Source organism: Paenibacillus sp. FSL W8-0186 (genome assembly GCF_037969765.1).
GTDB lineage: Bacteria > Bacillota > Bacilli > Paenibacillales > Paenibacillaceae > Fontibacillus > Fontibacillus woosongensis.
Window position 1 is genome coordinate 531135 of the sequence record NZ_CP150207.1, and the last position, 22940, is coordinate 554074.

7 protein-coding genes are annotated in these 22940 nt (G+C 51.2%); all 7 read left to right on the forward strand.

The window, feature by feature from the left end:
* Positions 1–182: 182 nt before the first annotated feature.
* The 7 genes from MKX50_RS02280 to MKX50_RS02310 all read left to right on the forward strand — a co-directional run bounded on the left by MKX50_RS02280 (position 183) and on the right by MKX50_RS02310 (position 22934).
* Positions 183–500 (forward strand): PadR family transcriptional regulator, encoded by a 318-nt coding sequence (locus MKX50_RS02280; RefSeq protein WP_213590876.1) that lies wholly within the window; start codon positions 183–185, stop codon positions 498–500.
* Positions 497–1039: a DUF1700 domain-containing protein gene (locus tag MKX50_RS02285; protein WP_213590877.1), complete on the forward strand. Its 543-nt coding sequence runs from the start codon at positions 497–499 to the stop codon at positions 1037–1039. The genes MKX50_RS02280 and MKX50_RS02285 overlap by 4 nt, the downstream gene beginning before the upstream one ends.
* A 6-nt stretch (positions 1040–1045) precedes the next feature.
* Positions 1046–1807, forward strand: coding sequence for a DUF4097 family beta strand repeat-containing protein (locus MKX50_RS02290; RefSeq protein WP_213590878.1), 762 nt, complete (start codon positions 1046–1048; stop codon positions 1805–1807).
* Between the two features lie 166 nt (positions 1808–1973).
* Complete coding sequence (locus MKX50_RS02295) at positions 1974–2750, forward strand: ABC transporter ATP-binding protein (RefSeq protein WP_213590879.1); 777 nt, start codon at positions 1974–1976, stop codon at positions 2748–2750.
* 3 nt (positions 2751–2753) lie between these two features.
* On the forward strand, positions 2754–5165 hold the full coding sequence (locus MKX50_RS02300) for an FtsX-like permease family protein (RefSeq protein WP_213590880.1): 2412 nt from the start codon (positions 2754–2756) through the stop codon (positions 5163–5165).
* A gap of 413 nt (positions 5166–5578) precedes the next feature.
* A complete protein-coding gene (gene fabD, locus MKX50_RS02305; RefSeq protein ID WP_213590881.1) occupies positions 5579–6802 on the forward strand; it encodes an ACP S-malonyltransferase in 1224 nt (407 codons plus the stop codon).
* 31 nt (positions 6803–6833) lie between these two features.
* Positions 6834–22934 (forward strand): amino acid adenylation domain-containing protein, encoded by a 16101-nt coding sequence (locus tag MKX50_RS02310; protein ID WP_339158295.1) that lies wholly within the window; start codon positions 6834–6836, stop codon positions 22932–22934.
* Positions 22935–22940 lie beyond the last annotated feature (6 nt).

Consider the following 22940-nt stretch of genomic DNA (forward strand, 5'->3'; position numbering starts at 1 on the left):
CTTCAAGGCCGCAGGGCTGAGGGGGCAGTCTTTTTTAAGACCTGGTACCTTTAGATTTGGGCTTATAAATGGGAAAAAATATAATAACAGGTATCTTGCAATATATAGTACTGAATGTTAATATATGTATATCCTAACTACTGTGCATTGAATAGTACTGAGTAAAGCGGTGGTGAGAAGCGATGAATATCCAATTCAAGAAAGGGGTTTTGGAGCTTTGTGTTCTCGTCTTGACGGCTAAGAAGGATCGTTACGGTTATGAGCTTGTGGAGCAGATTTCACAAAGGTTCGAAATTGCGGAAGGAACGATTTATCCATTGCTGAGAAGGCTCGCCGCAGAAGGTTTATTTTCAACCTATCTTCATGAATCAATGGAGGGCCCTCCAAGAAAGTACTATAAGATTACGGAACAAGGAAGGGAAGTCATGAATGAGCTGGTATCGGAATGGAGCAAATTTGCTGTAGGAGTACAAGAGATGATTGAGGAGGGCTTGGGGTGAATAAGGAGGCGTATCTAAACGAACTGCTTCAATATTTAAAGCAGCTTTCTCCTGCCGAAAGAAAGGATATCCTGGCTGACTACATGGAGCACTTTGAGCAAGCTGAGCTCAGCGGACGAAGCGAAGAAGAAGTGATCCTTAAGCTAGGGGAGCCGAAACTGGTCGCCCGCGAGGTGCTGGCCCAGTCCCAAATCCAGAAGGCGGGACAGTCTCCTTCGCTCCCCAACGTGACTAAAGCCGTCATGGCAACGGTAAGCCTGGGTTTGTTCAATCTAATCATTGTATTTCTGCCGTTCGTTGCTTCGTTACTCGTGCTTGCCGGATTGTATGGATTTTCCCTCTTCTTAATCATATCTCCCATCCTGCTTATTATTCAGCATCAATCGGTCTCCATTCTCATCCATGATTTCTTCCTTATGCTTGGCCTAGTCGGTGCAGGATTATTACTTATGGTTGGAGCGTTAAAGGTGACTGGTCTATATTACAAGCTGGTAATCCGGTATTTACGGTATAATTTGAAAGCTATAGGGAGGATATGATTTATTTTGACAAAAAACATGCGAAATATATTAAGACTGGCGATTGTTCTGATTGCTGTTGCGGTAATAGGTAATGTAGTGATGTATCTAATGGGGAATTCCCCATTCAACGTAGAGAATTTTGACATTCAAAGATCCGCTAGTACTGAGCAAGTCAAAGAACTGTATATTCGAGCCGAGACTGGGACGGTGAAGATCATTCCGATTGAAGGAAATGAAATCGAAGCGATATTGGAGGGAAGGACGACCAAGAAATGGCTGAAGGACTACCACTTAGTCATGGATAAGGAAAGCGGACGAGTTCAGATTGAGATTGTGCAGGACAGCAGGATGCGCTTTTTTGACCTCTATACTAAGCTTCAGTTAACGGTAGGCATTCCTGCGGCCGAGCTGGATCAACTGCAGGTCGTCACGGATACGGCAAGTATTTATATAGAATCGGTCCAGGCGAATGAATATGAGCTGACTAGCGACACAGGCAATATAGAAGTGAACGCAGCCGAGGGTCTCTTGAACGTAAAGTCGGACACTGGAGCAATCGAGATAGCCCTTGAACGAATTAACTACGACATCAAGGCGGTGACGGATACGGGCGACATTACGATACAGACCGCCAAGGCGCCTGAAGCGCTTCGCACCAAACTTGAAACAGATTCCGGACAGATCCATGTCACACTACCCCACTACGAAGATGATCATATCGGCGCTGGAGGACCGCTATTGCATCTTGTCTCCGACACCGGCAACCTCATTATTGAACATAAATAAGCAGCCCTCTCGTTTATGCCTACCTACTAGATATGCTAAATAACCACTTACCATGATCATAACAACTAATTTGCAGCAACAGATGAACCCGATGGCCAATTGCGCGCTACGAATGTAAAAAAATGAAATTAAAAATATAAAATGTAATTTACAAGGAGGAATATTTATGATTACGGCCAATGCCAAGAAGGTTGTTATCATCGAGGCGGTTAATTTGTGCAAATCTTATTCTATGGGAACTGAACAGTTCCATGCGGCCAAAGGTGTAAATCTTCAGTTGTACGAGGGGGATTTCACGGTCATTATGGGCAGCTCGGGCTCGGGCAAATCCACGCTGCTGTATCTGCTGAGCGGTCTGGATACGATAACTTCCGGAGAAGTATATTTTAAGGGCCAGCGAATCGACCAATATTCGGAGAAGGAGATCACGGATTTTCGATCCAACAAAATCGGCTATGTTTATCAGTCGATCAACTTAATCCCGGATTTCACCTTATTGGAAAATGTCGCTTTTCCGGGGTATGTGGCTGGTCGCGGTAAGAGTGAAATTAATATACAGGCTATGACCCTGCTGCAAATGATGGGCATTGCTGAGCAGGCAGACCGTCTGCCGTCCCAGGTATCCGGCGGACAGCAGCAGCGGGCAGCCATTGCCCGGGCGCTGATCAACTCTCCTGAAGTTATTTTTGCCGATGAGCCGACAGGGGCGCTTAGTCAGGAGCAAGGCACAATCATTTTGGATATTTTGACGGAAATGAACCAAAAGTCTCAATCCATAGTTATGGTTACACATGATATTAAGGCAGCCTGCAGAGCGGATCGCCTGATTCTAGTGAAGGATGGAAACATAGACGGGATCCTGGAACTCGGCAAGTATTCCCCGGATCAATTGAAGGACAGAGAAAACCAAATCTTTATGTTTATGTCGGGAAAGGGGCGGTAACGGATGTATGCGATATGGAAGCTATGCTGGTCGAATCTAAAAAATAAAAAAGTACAAAACAGCTTCATGGCGATCATCATCATGTTATCTGCCCTGCTTCTCTCCACGGCGATATTGGTCATCAACAACACGAACCGGGTATATGAGAATATGCATGCCAAGGTTCATGGGGCCCATCAAATTCTGCGGCTGGAGAACGGTATTCATGATCCTAATCAGGTTCATCAGTGGTGGGCCGGACAGCAGGGGGTTACGGCCTCGGAGATGATGCGGTACCGCTATCTGTCCAGCATGTCGCATGCCGGTGCAGAAATTCCTAATGTCGACTTGTTCATGATGGATACGCCGAAAGGCCCTTTTCCCGTCGATAAGCTCTTGTTTGTACAAGGGGGGGAGACACAGGCTCCCAAGCCTGGGACAGCCTGGATTCCGACATCTCTCGCTTATTCCAATGATATACAGGTAGGCGATCCAATCGAGTTCAAGACGGACAAGGAAACCTTCCGTCTGCAGGTCGCTGCGGTGGTCGTGGACATCTCCTACTGCTCGCCGTTTGCGACCAGCGGGAGAATATGGATGAATGGCCAGGATTACAACACCCATATGGCCTCGCTGCAAGGCAGCGATATGTATATGACAGGGCTCCGTTTTGATGATTATAGCCAAAACCGTGCTTACTGGGAGAGCTTCGAGAAGTTCCTGGGCACACCTTACTTGGAGTCAGTGAAAGATTTCGAAAGCATTTCCTCCTACTATATGATTGCCAATCAAGTCATCAGCTTTATTATGGTCTTCCTGGCAGTCGTCATGATATCCGTTGCTCTATATACGCTTGGATTTACAATTTCCGATGCGATTCTGTCGAGCTACAAGACGATCGGCATTATCAAATCGGTTGGCTTATCTTCTCGCAAGGTAGTTGCGGCTTATGTGACGCAATATACGCTGCTGGCGTTCGTCTCGGTTATTCCGGGCATTTTGTTAAGTTATGTGTTCTCGAACAATATCGTTAGCAGCTCGATGGCCTATCTCAATACAGGCACAGCGGATATGAATGTTCAATTTTCGGCTATTGCAATCTGGGTGGGTGCAGCGGTGGTCGCGGTCATATTCCTGTCTGCCCTGCTGTTCTCCTACAAAGCTCGCGGTATTGAGCCCGCACAGGCGATTCGTTATGGCATGTCGGAGAAGGACAGCTCCAAACAATCGGGCCGGGGAAGCACATGGAAGAAGAAGCTGCTGAAGCTGGGTTCCCTTCCAACGGAGATGATCATCGGACTAAGGGGCGTAACGAAAAATATACGGGGTTCTGCATTGATCATTTTGATTACGGCGTTGTCTACTTCAGTGCTCGTTTTTGGATTTTTGTTCGTGTACAGCATTTCCTCCATTCATGGAACTATTGCGAAATGGGGATATGATTCGGCCGACCTATCGGTAAGGATTGATAATCCGGCCAAATTGACCTATGAGCAGCTTCACGAAGAAGTGCTATCAGATCAAAGGGTCAAGAACTATAGCCGATATGGAGACGCCAATGCCGTATTGCCGATCGACAAAGATTTGGCAGCCGAAATGGAGCAGGATACGATGGGAATTTTGCTGACGGTGGCTGAGGGGAACTATGATGAGATTGGTTATGAGAACGTCAAAGGGCGCAATCCGTTGAACGGCCAAGAAATTTCCATCGGCGTTAATATTGCTAGAAGCTTGAACATCGATGTAGGCGATCCGCTCGACATTTACATCGAAGGAGAGAAGCATACGCTTACCGTGACGGGGATCTATCAGGCCATCGCAAACATGTCCTACACGGGACGCATAACAGCTGATGTTGTTCGAAAGGTTAACCCCGACTATGGCGCTGTGATGAACACGACTTTTATCAATTTGCAGGATGGCGTCTCTATTGATCAATTCGTAAGCGAATTGCATCATAAATACGGCAGTTCAATCTGGACGGCAAGCCAAGCTACGCTAGTGGATGAGGTGTTCTCCCAAGCGGTTACTATATTGATTTTGCCCATGTCGGTGATGGCCCTGTTGTTCATCGTCATTACGTTCGTTATTATCTACAGCATCTGCCGGATCAACATGAAGAAGGAAAGCCGGACCTATGGCATTTACAAATCGATTGGCATGACTTCCAGGCAAATTCGCATGGCGGTAACTGCTGGAATTCTAGTGGTGTCGGCGATTGGGGCTTTAGTGGGAGTTCCCCTCGGATTAATAGGTCTCCCTCCTCTGCTGAACTTCATTCTGGCCGATTATGGAATAGTTGAGGTACCATTAATTTTGAATGGGGGAGGGATTGCCGCGATGATTCCCCTGAGTATCGTGGCTGCATGTCTGGGATCTTGGTTCGCCTCCAGATCTGTTCAAACGACATCGCCGCGAATTCTGACGGTGGAATAAATAAATTTTTTACTAGTCTAAAATTCTTGAAAATAAATGTTTGCAAAAAACGGCTTGCTGGTCTGTCCAGCGGCCTTTTTGCTGTTTCTGAAAAAAAACATAATACAACATTTTTAACATGAAACTTACACAATTCTTACATTATTTGGATTGACTTTGAAAAAGAACATAGGTAATGTTATTTTATGGGAAGCAAACTCTATTATGTATTTATGTAATTTACAAGATTAAATGACATTAAAAACCTCATCTTTAGAGCTCTTTTTTCTAAACCCACTTTGAAACATCCACGACTCCACATTAATCGCTATAACATCCTACTCGAAATGCAAGTAACTCTCTAACTCACAATTTAATAAACTCACAAAATTTGGAAGAATGTCAAAAAAACCATAGGGAATTGAGGTCTGCTTATGACAAAAACGGCCTTTTTGTTTCCGGGGCAAGGTTCCCAATATGTCGGAATGGGGAAAAAGCTGCGGGATCAATTCGCCAGGGCAAGACATCTGTTCGAGGAAGCGAATGATACATTGGGCTTCGATCTTGCCAAGCTGTGTTTCGAAGGAAGTTCCTCGGAACTCATGCAGACGATGAATACGCAGCCGGCTATTTTGGCCGTAAGCGTCGCTGCCTTTGAAATCGGCAAGGAAGAACTGGGCTGGGAGCCCTATTTGCTGGCTGGACATAGTCTGGGTGAATATTCGGCCTTAGTGTGCAGCGGCCTCTTGTCGTTTTCGGACGGGCTTCGCATCGTCAGGAAGCGGGGAATGCTGATGCAAGCGGCAGTTGCCTCCAGCCTTGGAGCAATGGTAGCCGTGATTCATGTACCCAGGGAAGCATTGGAGATGTGGTGCCGTCAGGCTTCTACGGCCACGAAACAGGTAGTTGTTGCCTGCTGCAATTCACGGAGCCAGCATGTGATTGCTGGGCACCAGGAGGCAGTCCAAACCGTCGTTGAGAGGCTGGAAGCCGTGCCGGGCGCGGTTGTGAAGTATTTGAATGTCAGCGCTCCGTTCCACAGCCCGCTAATGCAAACCGCAGCCGATCAGCTCATCGTAGAACTGGAGCAGTATGAGACCCAGGATGGGCAATGGCCTATTATTTCCAACGTTACTGCCCGGCCCTACCAGCGGCAGGAGCTGAATGAGCTTCTTTACCGCCAGATGACTCATCCAGTTCGCTGGCTGGAGACGATGGAGTATATGTTCCGCAATGGAGTCGACCGGACGGTGGAAGTCGGGCCGCGGCAGGTTCTGACTCAGCTTATGAATGACACCTATCCCGCCATAGAAACCTACCATTTTGACAATCCGCTAGAATTAGAGCACTTACGCTCCGCATTTAACGCAGAGTATAACCGCGCAGCAGCTATCGCCAATATTCGGGAAGCTTTTACAGCAGCAGTAATTGCCCGAAGCCGCAGTGACAATAATGACCAGCATAGGACAGGCGTTGTCCTGCCAATCCAGCAAATAAGACAAATCATAGAACAGATTGAACGCGACCGCGGTTTGAATATGGATCAGGCGGTACACCAGATCAAGGAGCAGCTGCAATTCATCCTGACCACCAAGCAGCTATCACCGGATGAGCAGTCGAGAATCATTAGAAAAATACCGTCTGGGGCCGTAAATTAATCGCTAATACTTTTTTTCTGGGGGGAAGAATGTGTTTACGAAGCAATTTACAACACTTATCGACGTAATTCAGGAGCGGGGCAAATCCGAAAGCAGAGGCATTACCTTTATTGAGGGAGATGAGCAGGAGGTTCGATTGACCTATAGGGAGCTGTATGAGGAAGCTTGCGGCTTTTTAGGTTATCTCCAGGCGCAGGGCGTAGGTCAAGGGCAGGAAGTTGTGTTTCAAATTGAGGACAACCGGCGTTTTGTCATTGCTTTCTGGGCCTGTATCCTTGGGGGGATGATCCCGGTACCTGTCAGTACGGGGAACAACGATGAGCACAAGATTAAGGTGTTCCGAATCTGGGAGGTGCTGCATCGCCCTTATCTCATAACGGAATCAAAAATATTGCTAGATTTAGAGAAATATACAGCAAAGAGCGGGCAAGCCCATTTGTATGACTTGATTCGCAACAACGTTACACTCGCTGACAATAGCGAGGTATTCATGCGGCAGCATCATCCGCAAATACATAGTGCCAAGGCTGAGGATATTGCGTTTATTCAGTTCTCCTCGGGCTCCACGGGCGATCCGAAAGGAGTCATGCTGACGCACAAAAACCTGATTTATAACACTAGCGGCATTATCAACGGTTCGAAAATCACCGCAGAGGACTCCTATTTGCAATGGATGCCTTTGACCCATGATATGGGGCTGATCTGCAACCATATGGCTCCGCTGGTGGCTGGGCTGGAGCAGTATATTATGCCTACGTCCCTATTTATTCGCCAGCCTGTCTTGTGGATCAAAAAGGCTAGCGAGCATCGCGTCAGCATCATTTCGTCGCCGAATTTTGGCTATAAATATTTCCTGCAGTTTTTCAAAACGGAGAAGGCCAGCAGCTGGGATTTATCGCGAATTCGCATCATTTATAACGGGGCAGAGCCGATTTCGACCGAGTTATGCGACGCCTTCTTGGATACGCTCGCGCCTTATGGATTGAAGCGAACTGCGATGTGCACCGTTTATGGGCTGGCTGAAGCTTCTGTGGGGGTGGCTATTCCTCAGGTGGAGGATGAATTTGTCACCCTTTACGTGGACCGCGAGCAGCTAAGGATCGGCAGTAAGGTCGTTGAAGTGGACAAGGACTTTGCTGGAGGGTTGTCCTTCGTCGTGGTTGGCTATCCCCTTGATTACTGCCAGTTCCGGATTTGCGATGAGGCGGATCAGGAGCTAGGCGATGGTATCGTTGGCCATATTCATATTCATGGGCACAACGTGACCCAGGGGTATTACAACAACCCTGAGGCGACGCGGAATATATTGACGGATGATGGCTGGGTGCGGACAGGAGACCTAGGGTTTCTGAGAAATGGCCAATTGGTCATCACAGGGCGGGCGAAGGACATTATTTTCGTGAACGGGCAGAATGTATATCCCCATGACGTGGAGCGGATCGCTGAGGAAGTGGAGGGGGTAGAGCTCGGCAGGGTGGCTGCATGCGGGGTCTACAATGCGGAGCTGAAGAAGGAAGAGATCGTTCTATTTGTCGTATCCAAGAAAAAAATAGAGAAGTTCTACCCCACCATGCTGGAGCTAAAGCGGCTGCTAAATCAGCGGGGCGGTTGGGAAATCGCCGACATCGTCCCTATTAAGCGGATGCCCAAAACAACCAGCGGCAAGGTGCAGCGTTACAAGCTGGCCCAGCAATATAGAGATGGCGAGTACGATGATGTAAGGCAGGAATTAAGGGAAGCAGCCCGCACCATTGAAGCGGCAAAGCTGGAGATGGCGGAAAAGACGGAAAAGCTGGAGGAGAAACAGAGAACGGAGAACCCGGGGAATCCCGAGAATCTGAACAAGCAGGATGTGCCGCGGCCGGCGTCTCAAGCTGTGCCTGGCAATATGCGGTTTACGCAAAGCGAGATCGAGCGGCAAATTCAGCAGATTTGCCGGGAAGTGATGGAGAAGGACGGAATCAGCATTCGGGACAGTTATTTCGATATGGGAGCCAGTTCTCTTCATCTTGTGCAAATTGCCGACCGGATCGAGAAGCAGTTTGCGATTCAACTGGAGGTTGCCGACTTATTCGCATATCCTTCGATTGTTGAACTCGCCAGGTTTATTAAAGCGGAAGTGAGTGTGCAGCGCAGCAGAGACCAGGTAGAAGGCGAAGCAGCGCAATGCGGGAAAGATATTGCCGTTAGCGGGAAAGACATCGCCATTATCGGAATGTCTGTGTATCTGCCGGGCGCAGCGACCCTTCAGGACTATTGGAGCAATTTGACTGCGGGACGAGATCATATCGGGGAATACCAGGCGAATAGACAGGAGGACGCCAAGGATTATTTGTCGGTGATCGGCTGGAATAAGAGCGAATCTGATTTTCGGGTTGGCGGCTATTTGGAGGAGATCGATAAGTTTGACTATGCCTTCTTTAAGCTGACTCCGAATGAGGCTAAGCTCATGGATCCAAACCAGCGGCTATTTACACAGCAGGCATGGCATACGCTGGAGGATGCGGGGTACGCGGGGAATAAGCTGCGCGGCCGCAGTGTAGGGGTGTATGCCGGGTTTTCCAAGGTAGGCTATGATTATGAGCGTTTGATTTCCAAGCATGAACCGGAGCGGATTTCGAATTATGTCGTTGGGAATTTACCGTCAGTTCTAGCGAGCCGGATCGCGTACTTTCTCGATTTGAAAGGGCCGGCAGTCACGATCGATACAGCCTGCTCCTCCTCCTTGGTCGCCGTCCATATGGCATGCCAAGCCATACGAAGCGGTGAATGCGAAATGGCGCTCGCCGGCGGTGTTAGAACATCGCTGCTGCCGTTGTCACTGGGGCTCGATATGGAATCCGCAGATGGATATACCCGCGCCTTTGATGCGGCTTCCGATGGAACAGGAGTCAGCGAAGGTGTAGCTTCGGTGCTGTTAAAGCCGCTGAACCAGGCGATTCAGGACGGGGATCATGTCTACGCAGTTATCAAGGGCAGTGCGATGAATCAGGATGGCACGACGGTAGGCATTACCGCTCCAAATCCTGCCTCGCAGACGGAGGTCATCCAAGCTGCCTGGAAGGATGCCGGACTCGATCCCAATACGCTCGCTTTTATCGAAGCGCATGGAACGGGGACGAAGCTTGGCGATCCTGTCGAATTTTCCGCTTTGGAGAGGGCGTTCGCCAGCTATACGGATAAGAAGCAATATTGTGCGCTCGGATCGGTAAAAGCGAACATCGGACATACCTTTGAGGCGTCCGGTATTGCCAGCCTGATTAAATCGGCATTGATGCTGAAGCATCGGCAAAACCCGCCGCTGGTTCACTTCCGTCAGCCGAACAGCAACATCAAATTGGAGCAATCCCCTTTTTATATCAATACGGAGCTAGCAGCTTTTGATGATACTCAGCGGCCGCTGCGCTGCGGCGTTAGCTCCTTTGGCTTTAGCGGCACGAATTGCCACGTTGTCATGGAAGAGTATGTGGATCCGCTGCTGCAGACAACGGCTCGCAATAATGATCAATCTTACATTTTTGCGGTGTCAGCCAAGAATGAAGCCTCGCTTCAGGAGCTGGTTCACAGGTATGTTAGCCACTTAGCCATGGCACCGCATCAGAACATCGCGGATATTTGCTATACGGCCGCAGCAGGGCGGGCTCATTTGGAGCATCGCATTGCCTTCATATGCGCAACGCGGGAAGAATTGTCCCGCAAGCTGGAGAATATCGCAGCAGACGGCATGCAGGGCGGAATATTCAGGGGCGTATACCGTATCGTTCCGGAGGCGGGCCAGCAGCGCGTGCGGGGTGAGATCACGGAGGAAGAACTGAATGCGATCAGCGAAGAAGCGGCTGAGAAGGTGCAGGCTGCTGCTGCCGGACTCGCAGACCAGGAAGGCTTGGAGCGCATTTGTGAGCTGTATGTTCAGGGTGCCCATGTGAATTGGGACGAGCTGTACCTGCAGCAATCCGTCCGCAGAGTACCCTTGCCGCTATATCCTTTTGAACGGAAACGCTGCTGGATAGAAATTGAACGTATCCATAATCAAGAACTGGAGGGGAATTCGATGTCTAATCCAGGCGAAATGCTGGTGAGGGCTGTTGAAGCCTCTGATCTGTCGGCCGAGGTACAACATACGGTTACGAAAATGGTAAGCGAGGCTTCTGGTTTGGATGCAGCGGAAATTGACGAGCATGCCCACTTCCTGGAGATGGGGCTGGATTCAATCATGCTTGTGCGAATCCGTAAGGAGATCGAAGAAATTTATGGCCTCGATATTGTGATAGAGCGCTTTTTTGACTCGATTACGAATGTGCATAGCTTGACTCAATATATTCTTGCAAATGCCGATGTCCGCCAGCCGGCGGCTGTGACGGCAGCAGCTGAGGCCAAGAGCCGCGAGGAGGCGCCACAGCAGCATTCGGCGCTGCAAGGGGCGGAGGAGCAGCACCAGCAAGCAGCGGCAACGGCAGCTGTAGAGGTGGAGGAGATGGGATCATCGGAAATGGGGGAAATCATATCTCCGCTCGCCGGCAGCTCGGCGATGGAACGGATTATGGCCCGCCAGATCGAGCTGATGAGCCTTCAGCAGCAAAGCGTATCCGATATTCTTGGCCGGCAGCTTGATTTGCTAAGCGGCCGAGCCGCGCAGAACAGCCTGGTTCAGCAAGGTTTGCAGGAGCCATACCCGGAGCAGGGGTTCAGAACCGGGCAGACTCATGGAAGCCGTGCGGCCGGAAGGTCAACGGCGTTTGGTACGCAGGATGCTGGCGAGGGTATTCATGCTATAGCAGGCGTTCAAGCAGCGGCAAGCGTGCAAGCTGCCGTGCAGCCCGCTCCAGGAGTGCAATCTGCCCAAGCGGCCCAAGCGGTTAAAGTCAATAAGACTTCCCAAGACGAGCCGAAGCCGTTCATTCCTTATCAGCCGATGATTATCGGCGAAGACGGTCATTTTACCGCGCAGCAGCAGGCATATTTAGACCGTTTCTTTACCGAGTACATGAGCCGTACCCAGGGCTCCAAAGCTTATACCCAGCAGACTCGTTATGTACATGCCAATAACCGCAACGTTTCGGGATTCCGCTCTTACTGGAAGGAAGCGATTTATCCGATCGTGGCAGAGCGATCCTCCGGGTCGAAGATGTGGGATGTGGACGGCAATGAATATATCGACTTGACGATGGGATTCGGTGTTAATCTATTGGGCCATAATCCCGATTTCATCGTAGAGGAGATGAAAGCCCAGTCGTCATCATCGCTGCCGCCTTTAGGCCCGATGTCCGATCTGGCCGGCGAAGTGGCGGAACGCATTAGCCGGATCACGGGGGTTGAACGGGTAGCCTTCTATAATTCGGGTACGGAGGCCGTTATGGTAGCCTTGCGTACGGCGAGGGCAGCTACGGGACGTTCGAAGGTCGTGATTTTCTCCGGTTCATATCACGGCACTTTTGATGGAGTATTAGGAGTAGCCAACCCAGAGTCTGATGAGGCATCAGCGCTTCCCATGGCGCCTGGCATTCAGGAGAATTACGTTCGCGACGCCTTAATGCTGAATTACAATAAGCCAGAATCCCTGGAGATTATCCGCAAGCATGCCCATGAGCTAGCCGCGGTGATCGTAGAGCCTGTGCAGAGCCGCAGGCCGGATTTGCAGCCGCGCAAGTTTTTGCAGCAGCTTAGGGAAATTACCTCTCAATCAGGCACCGCGCTTATTTTTGACGAAGTAATTACTGGTTTTCGCATCGGTCTAGGCGGAGCTCAGGCTTGGTTCGGCGTGCAGGCGGATCTGGTCGTTTACGGTAAGGTGGTGGGAGGCGGCCTGCCGATCGGCATCGTTGCGGGTAAAGAGCAGTTTATGGATCCGATTGACGGCGGGAAGTGGAATTTCGGCGATGCTTCCTATCCGACGAAGGCCGCGCAAAAGACGTTTGTTGGCGGCACCTTCTGCACGCATCCGCTGACCATGCGGGTAGCTCTGAAGACGATTGATTATCTGGAATCGCAAGGTCCAGCCCTATACGAGGAGCTGAATCGCAATACGGATTATTTGGTACAGGAGCTGAACTCTTTCTTCAAGGAAAGAAGCATTCCGATTTATATGGTCAATTACGGCTCGCTGTTCCGCTTCGTCTCCTTTGGCGACATCGAATTGTTCTTCTATCATTTGAACTACAAAGGGCTGTATGTCTGGGAAGGCCGCAATTGTTTCCTGTCTACAGCACATACCCTGGAGGACATAGACACGATCATTCGTATTGTCAAAGAGAGCGTCGGCGATTTGCAGCGCGGCGGGTTCCTGCCGGGTACGCCGCAGCCGCCGGACGATAACGGCGGGAAGAGGACGGCAAGCTTGTCCAATGAGCAGAAGCAGCTGTGGATTTCCTCCGTCTCTGGCGGCCCGGCTTCCGCATCATTAAACGAATCCGTTCTGCTCAAAATGGAAGGGGCGCTGGACGTACAGGCATTGCGGCAAGCGGTAAGCCTATTGATGCGGCGGCATGAGGCTTTGCGGACAGTTATTGATCCCAGCGGCGAGTTTCAAACGATTTTGCCGGAGCTTCCCGCTCCGGTCGCCGTGGAGGATCTTCGCGCTCACACGCCGGGCGAGAGCAAGGCCAAGCTAGATGCCTGGCTGGCCATGGATGCTTCCAGAGCATTCGATCTGCGTGAAGAGCAGCCATTGTTTCGTATAACGGTGCTCCACATGGCCGATGATGCGTATATTCTGGCGCTTGCCTTCCATCATATCGTCGTGGACGGCTGGTCGATCGCGGTATTTGTAGGTGAGCTGGAGGAGGTGTACTCGGCGATTTGCGGGAGGCGCACCCCCGGGCTGCCCCAGCCGGTTCCATTTCGTCAATATTTGCAATGGCAGGAGCGGCTGCAGCATGAGCCCGAGGCTGGTGAGGCCGCGGCATTCTGGGCGGAGCGCTTCTCCGAGCCTGTCCCGACCCTGCAGCTGCCTTCGCCGGATGGGCATATGGCGAGAAAGACGTTCAGCGGGGGCAGGCAGACATTGAAGCTGGATCGCGCGCTCACGAAGGAATTGCGAGCCTTAAGCATAAGGAGCAAGAACAGCCTGTTCATTACAATGCTCGCTGCCTATGGCCTGTTCCTGCATCGGCTTGCCGGACAGCGGCAAATTGTCGTTGGCATTCCTACGGCCGGGCAGTCTCATATGGGCGAGACCCATCTCATCGGAAATTGCGTGAACATGCTTCCGGTATATACAGAAATTCATGGCAGCGCCTCGGCGGAGGACTATCTTTCTGCCGTGAAAACGGCGATGCAGCAATTGGACCGATACCAGAGCTATTCTCTAGCGAGCTTGGCCGAACAGATACCCGGAGCAGTTGTGCCGACTATGAACATTCTGTTCAATATGGATCGGCCTGTTCGGAAGTTGAATTTCAGCGGGTTGGACACGGAGCTTGTTCCGTACCCTGTTCAGCATCTGCATTATGATTTATTCCTGAACATCACGGAGGTCCATCAGGAGCTGTGGCTTGATTTTGATTACAGCATGGATTTGATCGACCCGGAGGTTATGCAGCTCTGGGCGGAAGGATATCGCCGCTTATTGCTCTCCATCGTTCAGGACTCCTCCATGAAGGTATCCCGGCTTTCGCTCCTTACAGATGAGCAGGCTCGTTTCTTGGCAAAGCTCGAAAATAGCCATGGAGGGAAATGTATTCTGGATAGTTACGGGGAGCCAGCCCCCCTTGGCGTAACAGGCGAACTGCAAATACTGGACTTCGAGACAGGCGGGATGACCCCTACGGGACAGCTGGCGATGTTCATGCCGTCCGGGGAATTGAAAATTTGCGGGGAGGCAGCCCGCATTGCTGAAAATCGGGGGTACCGCATTAATTTAGTGCAGCTGGAGGAAGCTCTGCTGGGGCTTCCGAGCCTAAGGCATGCCCAAGCCGTTGTCCGGATGGTTGCCGGACATCATGCCCCGGAGCTCGCAGTTTATATTGCTGCGCCAGCCAAGACGATCGATGAGCCGCTGGTCCGGGCTGAGATGGCTGAACGCCTCCCGGATTATGCGATGCCAACTCATCTTATTGTACTGGAGTCGTTTACGCTGCTGGAGGACGGGTCGATCGACGAGAGCTTGCTCCCGGCACCGGACATGACGCGGCGAGGGCAGGAGCCTTTAAATGAGACGGAGGCTGGGCTTGTCCGTCTCTGGAGCGAGCTGCTGGGAGAAGCGAATATCGGCGTGCATGACCATTTCACCTCGCTAGGAGGCAACTCGCTGAAAGCGACGGTGATGCTGTCACGAATCTACAAGGAATTCGGCATTCAAATTCCAATCGGGCAGTGGTTCCAATACCCGACGATCCGCAAGCTAGCCGGACTTATTGATGGCGGGGCGGCCGAACCTTTCCAGCCGATTCCGGTGCAAGAGCCGCGGGATACTTACGAAATCTCGGCGGCGCAGAAGCGCATTTATATTCTGGAGCAGCTGGACTCAGGTACGCTGGTCCACAATATCCCTGGACAAATTACGCTTCGGGGCATGCTTGACGCCGAGCGGCTGGTCGCAGCTCTTAGACATATCGTCAGCAGACATCAGGTGTTCAGAACGACATTTGAAATCGATGGGCATGAAATCGTGCAGCGCATAGGCGATGCGGCCGTATTGAATGTACCGTACATCGAGCTGTCTAGTCCGGAGGAAGCGGAACAGAGGTTCCAGCACTTTGTGCAGCCGTTCGATCTAACCCAAGCGCCGTTATTCCGGGCTGAGCTTGTGAAGCTGTCCGCAGCTGAGCACATTCTGTTTATAGATATGCATCATCTGATTTCCGACGGATATTCGATGGCCGTGTTCATGAGGGAGCTTGTGGAGTTGTACGAAGGGCAGGCGCTGCCCGAGTTGAAAATACAGTATACCGATTTTTCCGTCTGGCAGAATCAGACGGTGAATGATCTGACAATAAGCGAGCAGGAAGCATATTGGCTGCACCAATTTGAAGGAGATTTGCCTGTTTTGAATTTACCGGCCGATTATCCGAGACCCGGTCAGCTAAGCATGGAAGGACAGCGGCTGACTGCCCGCCTGGACAAGCAGTTGACAGAGCGGCTCCGCCGGTTGGCAAGCGAGACCGATGCGACCTTATTCATGGTTATGCTGTCCGCTTACAAAATTTTGCTTCATAAATATACCGGGCAGGACGATTTGGTGGTCGGTACGCCGGTATCAGGGCGCAATCATCCCGATATTGAGCCGCTGATTGGCGTGTTTATCAATACAGTCGCTATTCGCAGTTATCCTGCCAAGGATAAGGCGTACCGTGAGTATTTGGAGGAAGTACGGCGCAGCAGCATCGCAGCATTCGACCATCAGGATTACCCGTTCGAGATGCTCGTCGACCGGCTGAATATCCAGCGGGATCTCAGCCGCAACCCGTTGTTCGATACGATGTTTATTTTGCAGAACATGGATATGGAGACGGCATCCGCAGCTGGCGTTACTTTCAGCCCGGAGGAGCGTAATCCCGGAGTGTCGCCGTATGATTTGACTTTGAGCGCAGAAGACTGGAGCGAGGAATCCATTGCGGTCAATCTCGATTACAGCACGAAGCTGTTTAAGCGGGACAAAGCCGAGCGGATGCTGGACCACTATATAAATATTTTGAATATCATCACAGAGAACACAGATGTTCGTTTGTCCCAGATTGATCTGTTAACCGCAGAGGAGCGGCAGCGGCTGATCGTTGAATTCAATGCAACAGATTTGCGCTATGACAAGCAGCTGACGATTGACGAGCTGTTCCAGCGTCAGGCCGAGCGCACCCCGGAGGACATTGCTGCGATATGGGATAACAGATCCTATACCTATAAAGAACTCGACGTGAAATCCAGTCGGCTTGCAGCCGCTCTCCGCAAGAAGGGGGTACTGCCAGGGACAATTGCCGGCGTGATGGTCACACGTTCGATCGATATGATCATCGCTTTGTTAGGGGTTTTGAAGGCGGGAGCGGCCTACCTGCCGATTGATCCCGATTATCCGGCGAAGCGCATTGAATATATGCTGACAGACAGCGGTGCGCAAATTTTGCTGACCGAGGCGCATTTGGCGAACCACGTCAATTGCGATGCGGCGACAATTTTCGTTCATGATGAGAATCTCTACCTGGAGGAGAACGACGAGCGGGAATTTCGCAGCCATACAGCCGCTCATAATGCCTATGTCATTTACACATCCGGATCTACCGGCAATCCCAAGGGCGTCATGATTACGCATCAAGCCGTCCACAACTTCATTGAAGCGATGGCTCAAGCCATAGATTTTACCCCTGGAAAAAGCATACTGGGCCTGACGACAATTTCCTTTGATATTTTTGTTCTGGAAACATGGGTGCCTTTAACGAAGGGACTAACGATCGTCATTGCGAACGAAAACGAGCAGCTTGACCCTAAAGCTCTGCACCAGCTTATTACGGCTCACAACGTACAAATGCTGCAAATTACTCCGTCCCGTTTGAAAATGCTGATGTCCGGCGATCCAAAAATGACCTTTCTGGAAAAAGTGACCGACATCATGCTCGGCGGGGAGCCCTTGCCGATTCATCTATTGCATCAGCTGCAAGGTTATGCCCATTTAAGGATCTACAATATGTACGGCCCGACGGAGACGACGGTCTGGTCCTGTGTAAGCGATCTGACGCGCAGAAATAACGTGGATATCGGCCGGCCTATCGCCAATACACAGGTTTATATCGTGGATGAGGATGACATGCTTGTCCCGGCCGGAGTGCCTGGGGAGCTGTGCATTGCGGGGGACGGCTTGGCGGCGGGCTATTGGCAGCGGGAGGATTTGACGGAACAGAAATTCGTCGACAATCCGCATGTCCCAGGCCACAAAATGTACCGCACGGGCGATTTGGCGAAATGGAGAGAAGACGGCTGTCTTGAATATATCGGCAGAACCGATTTCCAGGTCAAAATTCGCGGATACCGGATTGAACTCGAGGAAATCGAGAAGACGATGATTTCACAATTGCCGGTGGCGGAAGCCGTTGTCGTAGCCAAAGAGGATGAAGGCGGAAACTATTATTTATGCGCTTATTTCGTGCCGCAGGATAGCGGGCCAGAGCTTGGAGCTCTTCGGGAGAAGCTGCTTAACACGCTGCCCGAATATATGGTGCCATCCTATTTTATTGCGCTGGAGCAAATGCCGCTAACGCCCAATGGCAAAATTGATAAGAAAGCCCTGCCCAATCCGGAAACCAGCCATTCCGCAATGGCTTCCTATGTACCGCCGAGCAGCGAGGCAGAAGAACGGCTGGTTCATATATGGGAAGAGGAGCTCGGCCTGGAGCAAATCGGTGTCCATGACAACTTTTTTGAACGGGGAGGCCATTCCTTAAAGGCGACGATTTTAATCGCGAGGATAAATAAAGAATTCGGCGTGGACATCCCTGTACGGGGCATTTTTCAATACCCTACGATTCAGGGCTTAGCAGGGCTTATTCAGGAATCGGCTCATAAGTCATTCACTGAGATTCCCGTCATAGAGCCGGAGAGCTGTTATGCCGTGTCGGCAGCACAGAGACGCCTGTTTATTCTGGATCAGATGAACGGGCCAAATACGTCGTATAACATGACAGCTGCCTTTGAAATTCAAGGGGAACTGGACATGGAGAAACTGGAGGCTGCCTTCCAAGCTATGATACAGCGGCACGAGGCTTTCCGGACTTCCTTTGAAATGGCAGCGGGGGAGCCGGTACAGGTTATCCATCCGAAAGCCGAGTTCAAGCTTGAACAGTACGGGAAGGTAAGCGATGCCGAATTGGAGCTGCTGGCCGCGCAATTTGTCGCTCCATTTGATTTAAGCAGAGCTCCTTTATTCCGGGCAGGCCTCGCTCAAAGGGATGAGGGCGGTCATGTACTGCTGATCGACATGCATCACATTATTTCCGACGGCACGTCTGTCGGCGTATTTATGGAAGAATTTAATGCGTTATACAGCGGAGCAGCACTGCCGAAGCTGCGCATTCAGTATAAGGACTATGCCGCTTGGCATAACGGTCAGCTGGCGAAGGGGGCATACGACAGCCATAAGCAATATTGGCTCGAACAGTTTGCGGGAGAGCTGCCGGTGCTGGACCTGCCAACCGATTTTCCGCGGCCGCAGCAGCACAGCTATGAGGGAGCCAAGCTGGAGCATGCCATCGGCCGGAAACTGACGGCCCAATTACAGCAATTGGCCATGGAGACAGGAACGACGCTGTACATGATTCTGCTGGCGGGCTACAGTATCCTGCTGTCGAAATATGCGGGACAGGAGGATGTCATTGTTGGCTCTGCGATAGCAGGCCGGGATCATGCTGATGTACAGCAGGTGATGGGAATTTTCGTCAATACGCTGGCTATGCGGAGCAAGCCGGAGGGGCAGAAGAGCTTCCGGTCCTACCTGGAGGAAGTAAAAGATATCTGCCTGAACGCGTATGAGCACCAGCAGTATCCATTTGAGAGCCTGGTGGAGGCGTTGGCGATTCCGCGGGATTTAAGCCGCAGCCCGCTGTTTGACGTCATGCTGACGATGCAGAATGCAAGCGAGAGTGATTTTCAAATGGAGGGCTTGACGGTCAGGCCCTATCTGCTCGAGCAGCATTCGACCAAATTTGATATTTCGCTGCTTGCGGAAGCGACAGACGATGACATCATTCTGGAGTTCGTTTACTGCACAGCGCTGTTTACGGATGACACAATGCAGCGTTTTGCCCGGCACCTTGTTCATATTCTGCGGACGGGCGTGGAGCAGCCGGAGCTGGAACTGGCAAAGCTATCTCTTCTAACCGCTGAGGAGAAGCTGGAGCAGTTGATTAGCCGAGGAAGTTCAAATCTAGGCAATGGTCATAGCCCTACACAAGGCCAAGGCGATAGTCACGTTCAAACGCAACGTGCTGCAAATGCCGGGGAGCAGCCTGAATTCCGCACCATTGTTGAATGGTTCGAAGCTCAGGCGGAGCGCACGCCGGATCAAACCGCTCTCGTCTTCGGTAGTGAAAGATGGAGCTACTCCGAACTGAATGCCAGAGCTAACCGGTTGGCGAGGAGGATGCTGGAGAGCGGCTTTGCGGCTGGCGGCGGCATTGCTGGAATTGTCATGGAGAACCGGCCGGAGACCATTGCAGCGCTGATGGCCGTGCTAAAGGCAGGAGGAGCTTATCTGCCGATCGATCCCGAATTCCCGGCTGGCCGGGTGGATTATATGTTAACCAACAGCGGCGCTCAGTATTTGCTAACTTATGCCGGCCACTTGCATGGAACGGAGAGCGTGACCGAGGTATTTTTGCTGGATCATCTTAAAACGTACGAAGGACAGGGCCATAACTTAAATATCCAAGTCAGCGGGCACGACCTGGCTTACGTCATTTATACCTCTGGCACGACCGGAAGGCCCAAAGGCGTCATGCTTGAACATCGCAATCTTGCGAACTATGTGCACTGGTTTACGACATCTCAGCGGATTGAGGGAAGCGACAGGACGGTGCTCCTCTCCTCGGCCAGCTTTGACCTGTGCTATACCGCGCTGTATCCAGCGCTGGTCAGCGGCTGCGAGCTGCATTTGCTCGACCGCCATGATTATGCCGATCCTGAATATGTGCTGGACTATATTGCGGCGAACGGCATTACCTTCATCAAGGCAACGCCGTCCTTATTCCATATCATGGTCAGCCATGAACGATTCAAGACGAGAGCGCTGCTCAGTTCATTGAAGCTGATCGTGCTTGGCGGAGAAAAAATGAAGGTGCAGGACATCGAGCGATATTACGAGCAGTATCCGGATGTCAGGTTCGTGAATCATTATGGTCCTACGGAAGCGACCATCGGTTGTATCGCTCACCCTATGAAGCTTGCTGACTTCCATGCATTCTGCAAGCAGCCGGTCATCGGCAGGCCGATCTTTAACGCGGAGGCTTATATTATCGATGCATATGGCAATTTGCTGCCAGACGGGGTTCCGGGAGAGCTTGCTGTTGCGGGCAGCGGCCTGGGGCGCGGCTATTTGAATGACCCGGAGCTGACAGAGCAGAAGTTCGTTCCTCATCCGCTTGATGATGAACAGAGGCTGTATAAGACAGGAGACCGGGCCAGAAGATTGCCAAACGGTGATATTGAGTTCATCGGCAGAATGGATCATCAGCTCAAGATCAGAGGCTATCGGGTGGAGTTGGCTGAGATCGAAGCACAGCTCATGGAGCATTCCGATGTGCAGGAAGTGGCGCTTACCGTGAAGGAGAGTGCTGAGGATACGAAATATTTATGCGCGTATATTGTGACGCAGCAAGGGTTGACCGCATCCGATATGCGAGGTCATTTGGCCCATCGGCTGCCTTCTTATATGCTCCCTGCAGCCTATGTGTTCCTTGATCAAATGCCTTTGAATGAGAACGGCAAGCTGGACTATAAAGCGCTGCCTGAGCCGCTTATCGATATTGAACCTGCAGAAGCGTATTCGGCTCCGGCGAATGAGACCGAGGAAGCGATGATACGGGTATGGGAGGAAATCCTGGGTGTCAAAGGCATTGGGACGGATCATCATTTCTTTGAATGCGGCGGAGATTCGATTAAGGCGCTGCAGGTATCATCCCGGCTCATGACGCAGGGCCTGAAGATGGAAATGAGGGATCTGTTCAAATATCCGACGATTCGCGAGCTAAGCAGGTATGTACAAACTTCCGCCCGCAAAATCAGCCAAGAGCCGGTGACAGGGGAAGTGGGGCTTACCCCGATTCAGAGCCGTCTGTTCGAACAGAAATGGGAGCACGTCCACCATTACAATCATTCCGTCATGCTGTACAGGCGGGAAGGGTTTGAGGCGGAGCTGGTTGCAGAGGCCTTCGATCGCATGGCAGAGCATCACGATGCGCTCCGCATGAGCTTCAGCTTGGGAGATCGCGGTGTCGTCCAGTTCAATCAAGGCATTGAAGGGCAAGCCTTCCATCGATTAAATGTCTTCGATGTGACGGCAAGCAGCGATCCTCGCGCGGAGATCGAGCGGCAATCGGCCAAACTGCAGGCAGAGCTGGATATTGAGAAGGGGCCGCTGATTCAATTGGCCGTCTATCATACCGCACTGGGCGATTATTTGCTGATCATTATTCATCATTTGGTTGTTGACGGAGTATCCTGGCGTTTTATTCTGGAGGATTTGGCAACCGTATATGGACAATTGCTGAATCAGTCAGCGGTTATTCTCCCAGAGAAGACTCACTCCTTTCAGGAGTGGTCACAGGGGCTGGCGCAATATGCCTTCAGCAAAGGACTATTGAAGGAAGCGAAATATTGGGAAACCGTCGAACAGGCTTCAACGGTTGAACTGCCTGTCGATCATAAGATCAACTCCAATCAAGCTGGGGATCATGCCACGGTGAAGCTGGCGTTAGATGCCGAGCTAACCAGAAGCCTGTTAACGGATGTCCACCATGCTTACAGCACGGAAATCAATGATATTCTGCTAGCGGCCTTAAGCTGTACGCTCCAGGAATGGGCAGGCGCTGCCTCTGTGCTGATTCAGCTGGAGGGACATGGCCGGGAAGCCATTGTGAAAGGGCTGGATATATCCAGAACCGTGGGGTGGTTTACATCGATATTCCCATTCGTGCTTGGCGCGGAAGGAACGAGTGATCTAGACGAGGTCATTAAACAAACCAAGGATGCTTTACGGCGGGTTCCAGGCAAAGGGCTCGGCTACGAAATTCTGAAATATTTAACGGCCAGCAATCCGGACATGGAGCTCCCGCTGCATTTCCAGCTTAAGCCGGAAATTGTGTTCAACTATTTGGGGCAATTTGGCGCTGCTGGCGCTCAGACCGGGCTGTTTGAGCTAAGCGATATCCCTGCAGGGCCCGAAGTGGGGGCGCATATCGTGAGAGATCATAAGCTCGAACTGAATGGAATGGTGGTCGGTGATCAATTCACCATGGATATTCACTACAACAAATACCAGTACCGTCCGGAAACGATACAAGGGCTGGCCAATCGTTATCAAGAGCATCTGGCCCAGATCATCCGGCATTGCTGCACCAAGCAAGTCAAGGAAATCACGCCTACAGACTACCAATACAACAAGCTGTCGCAGAAACAATTGGATGCAATATCCCAGCGGCTGAAGAAGAAGCTTTAGAACGGC

Excerpts from the sequence above, each read along its gene's own strand:
- MKX50_RS02280 (WP_213590876.1), top strand. The coding sequence starts at position 183 with ATGAATATCCAATTCAAGAAAGGGGTTTTGGAGCTTTGTGTTCTCGTC.
- MKX50_RS02295 (WP_213590879.1), top strand. The coding sequence starts at position 1,974 with ATGATTACGGCCAATGCCAAGAAGGTTGTTATCATCGAGGCGGTTAAT.
- MKX50_RS02300 (WP_213590880.1), top strand. The coding sequence starts at position 2,754 with ATGTATGCGATATGGAAGCTATGCTGGTCGAATCTAAAAAATAAAAAA.
- fabD (WP_213590881.1), top strand. The coding sequence starts at position 5,579 with ATGACAAAAACGGCCTTTTTGTTTCCGGGGCAAGGTTCCCAATATGTC.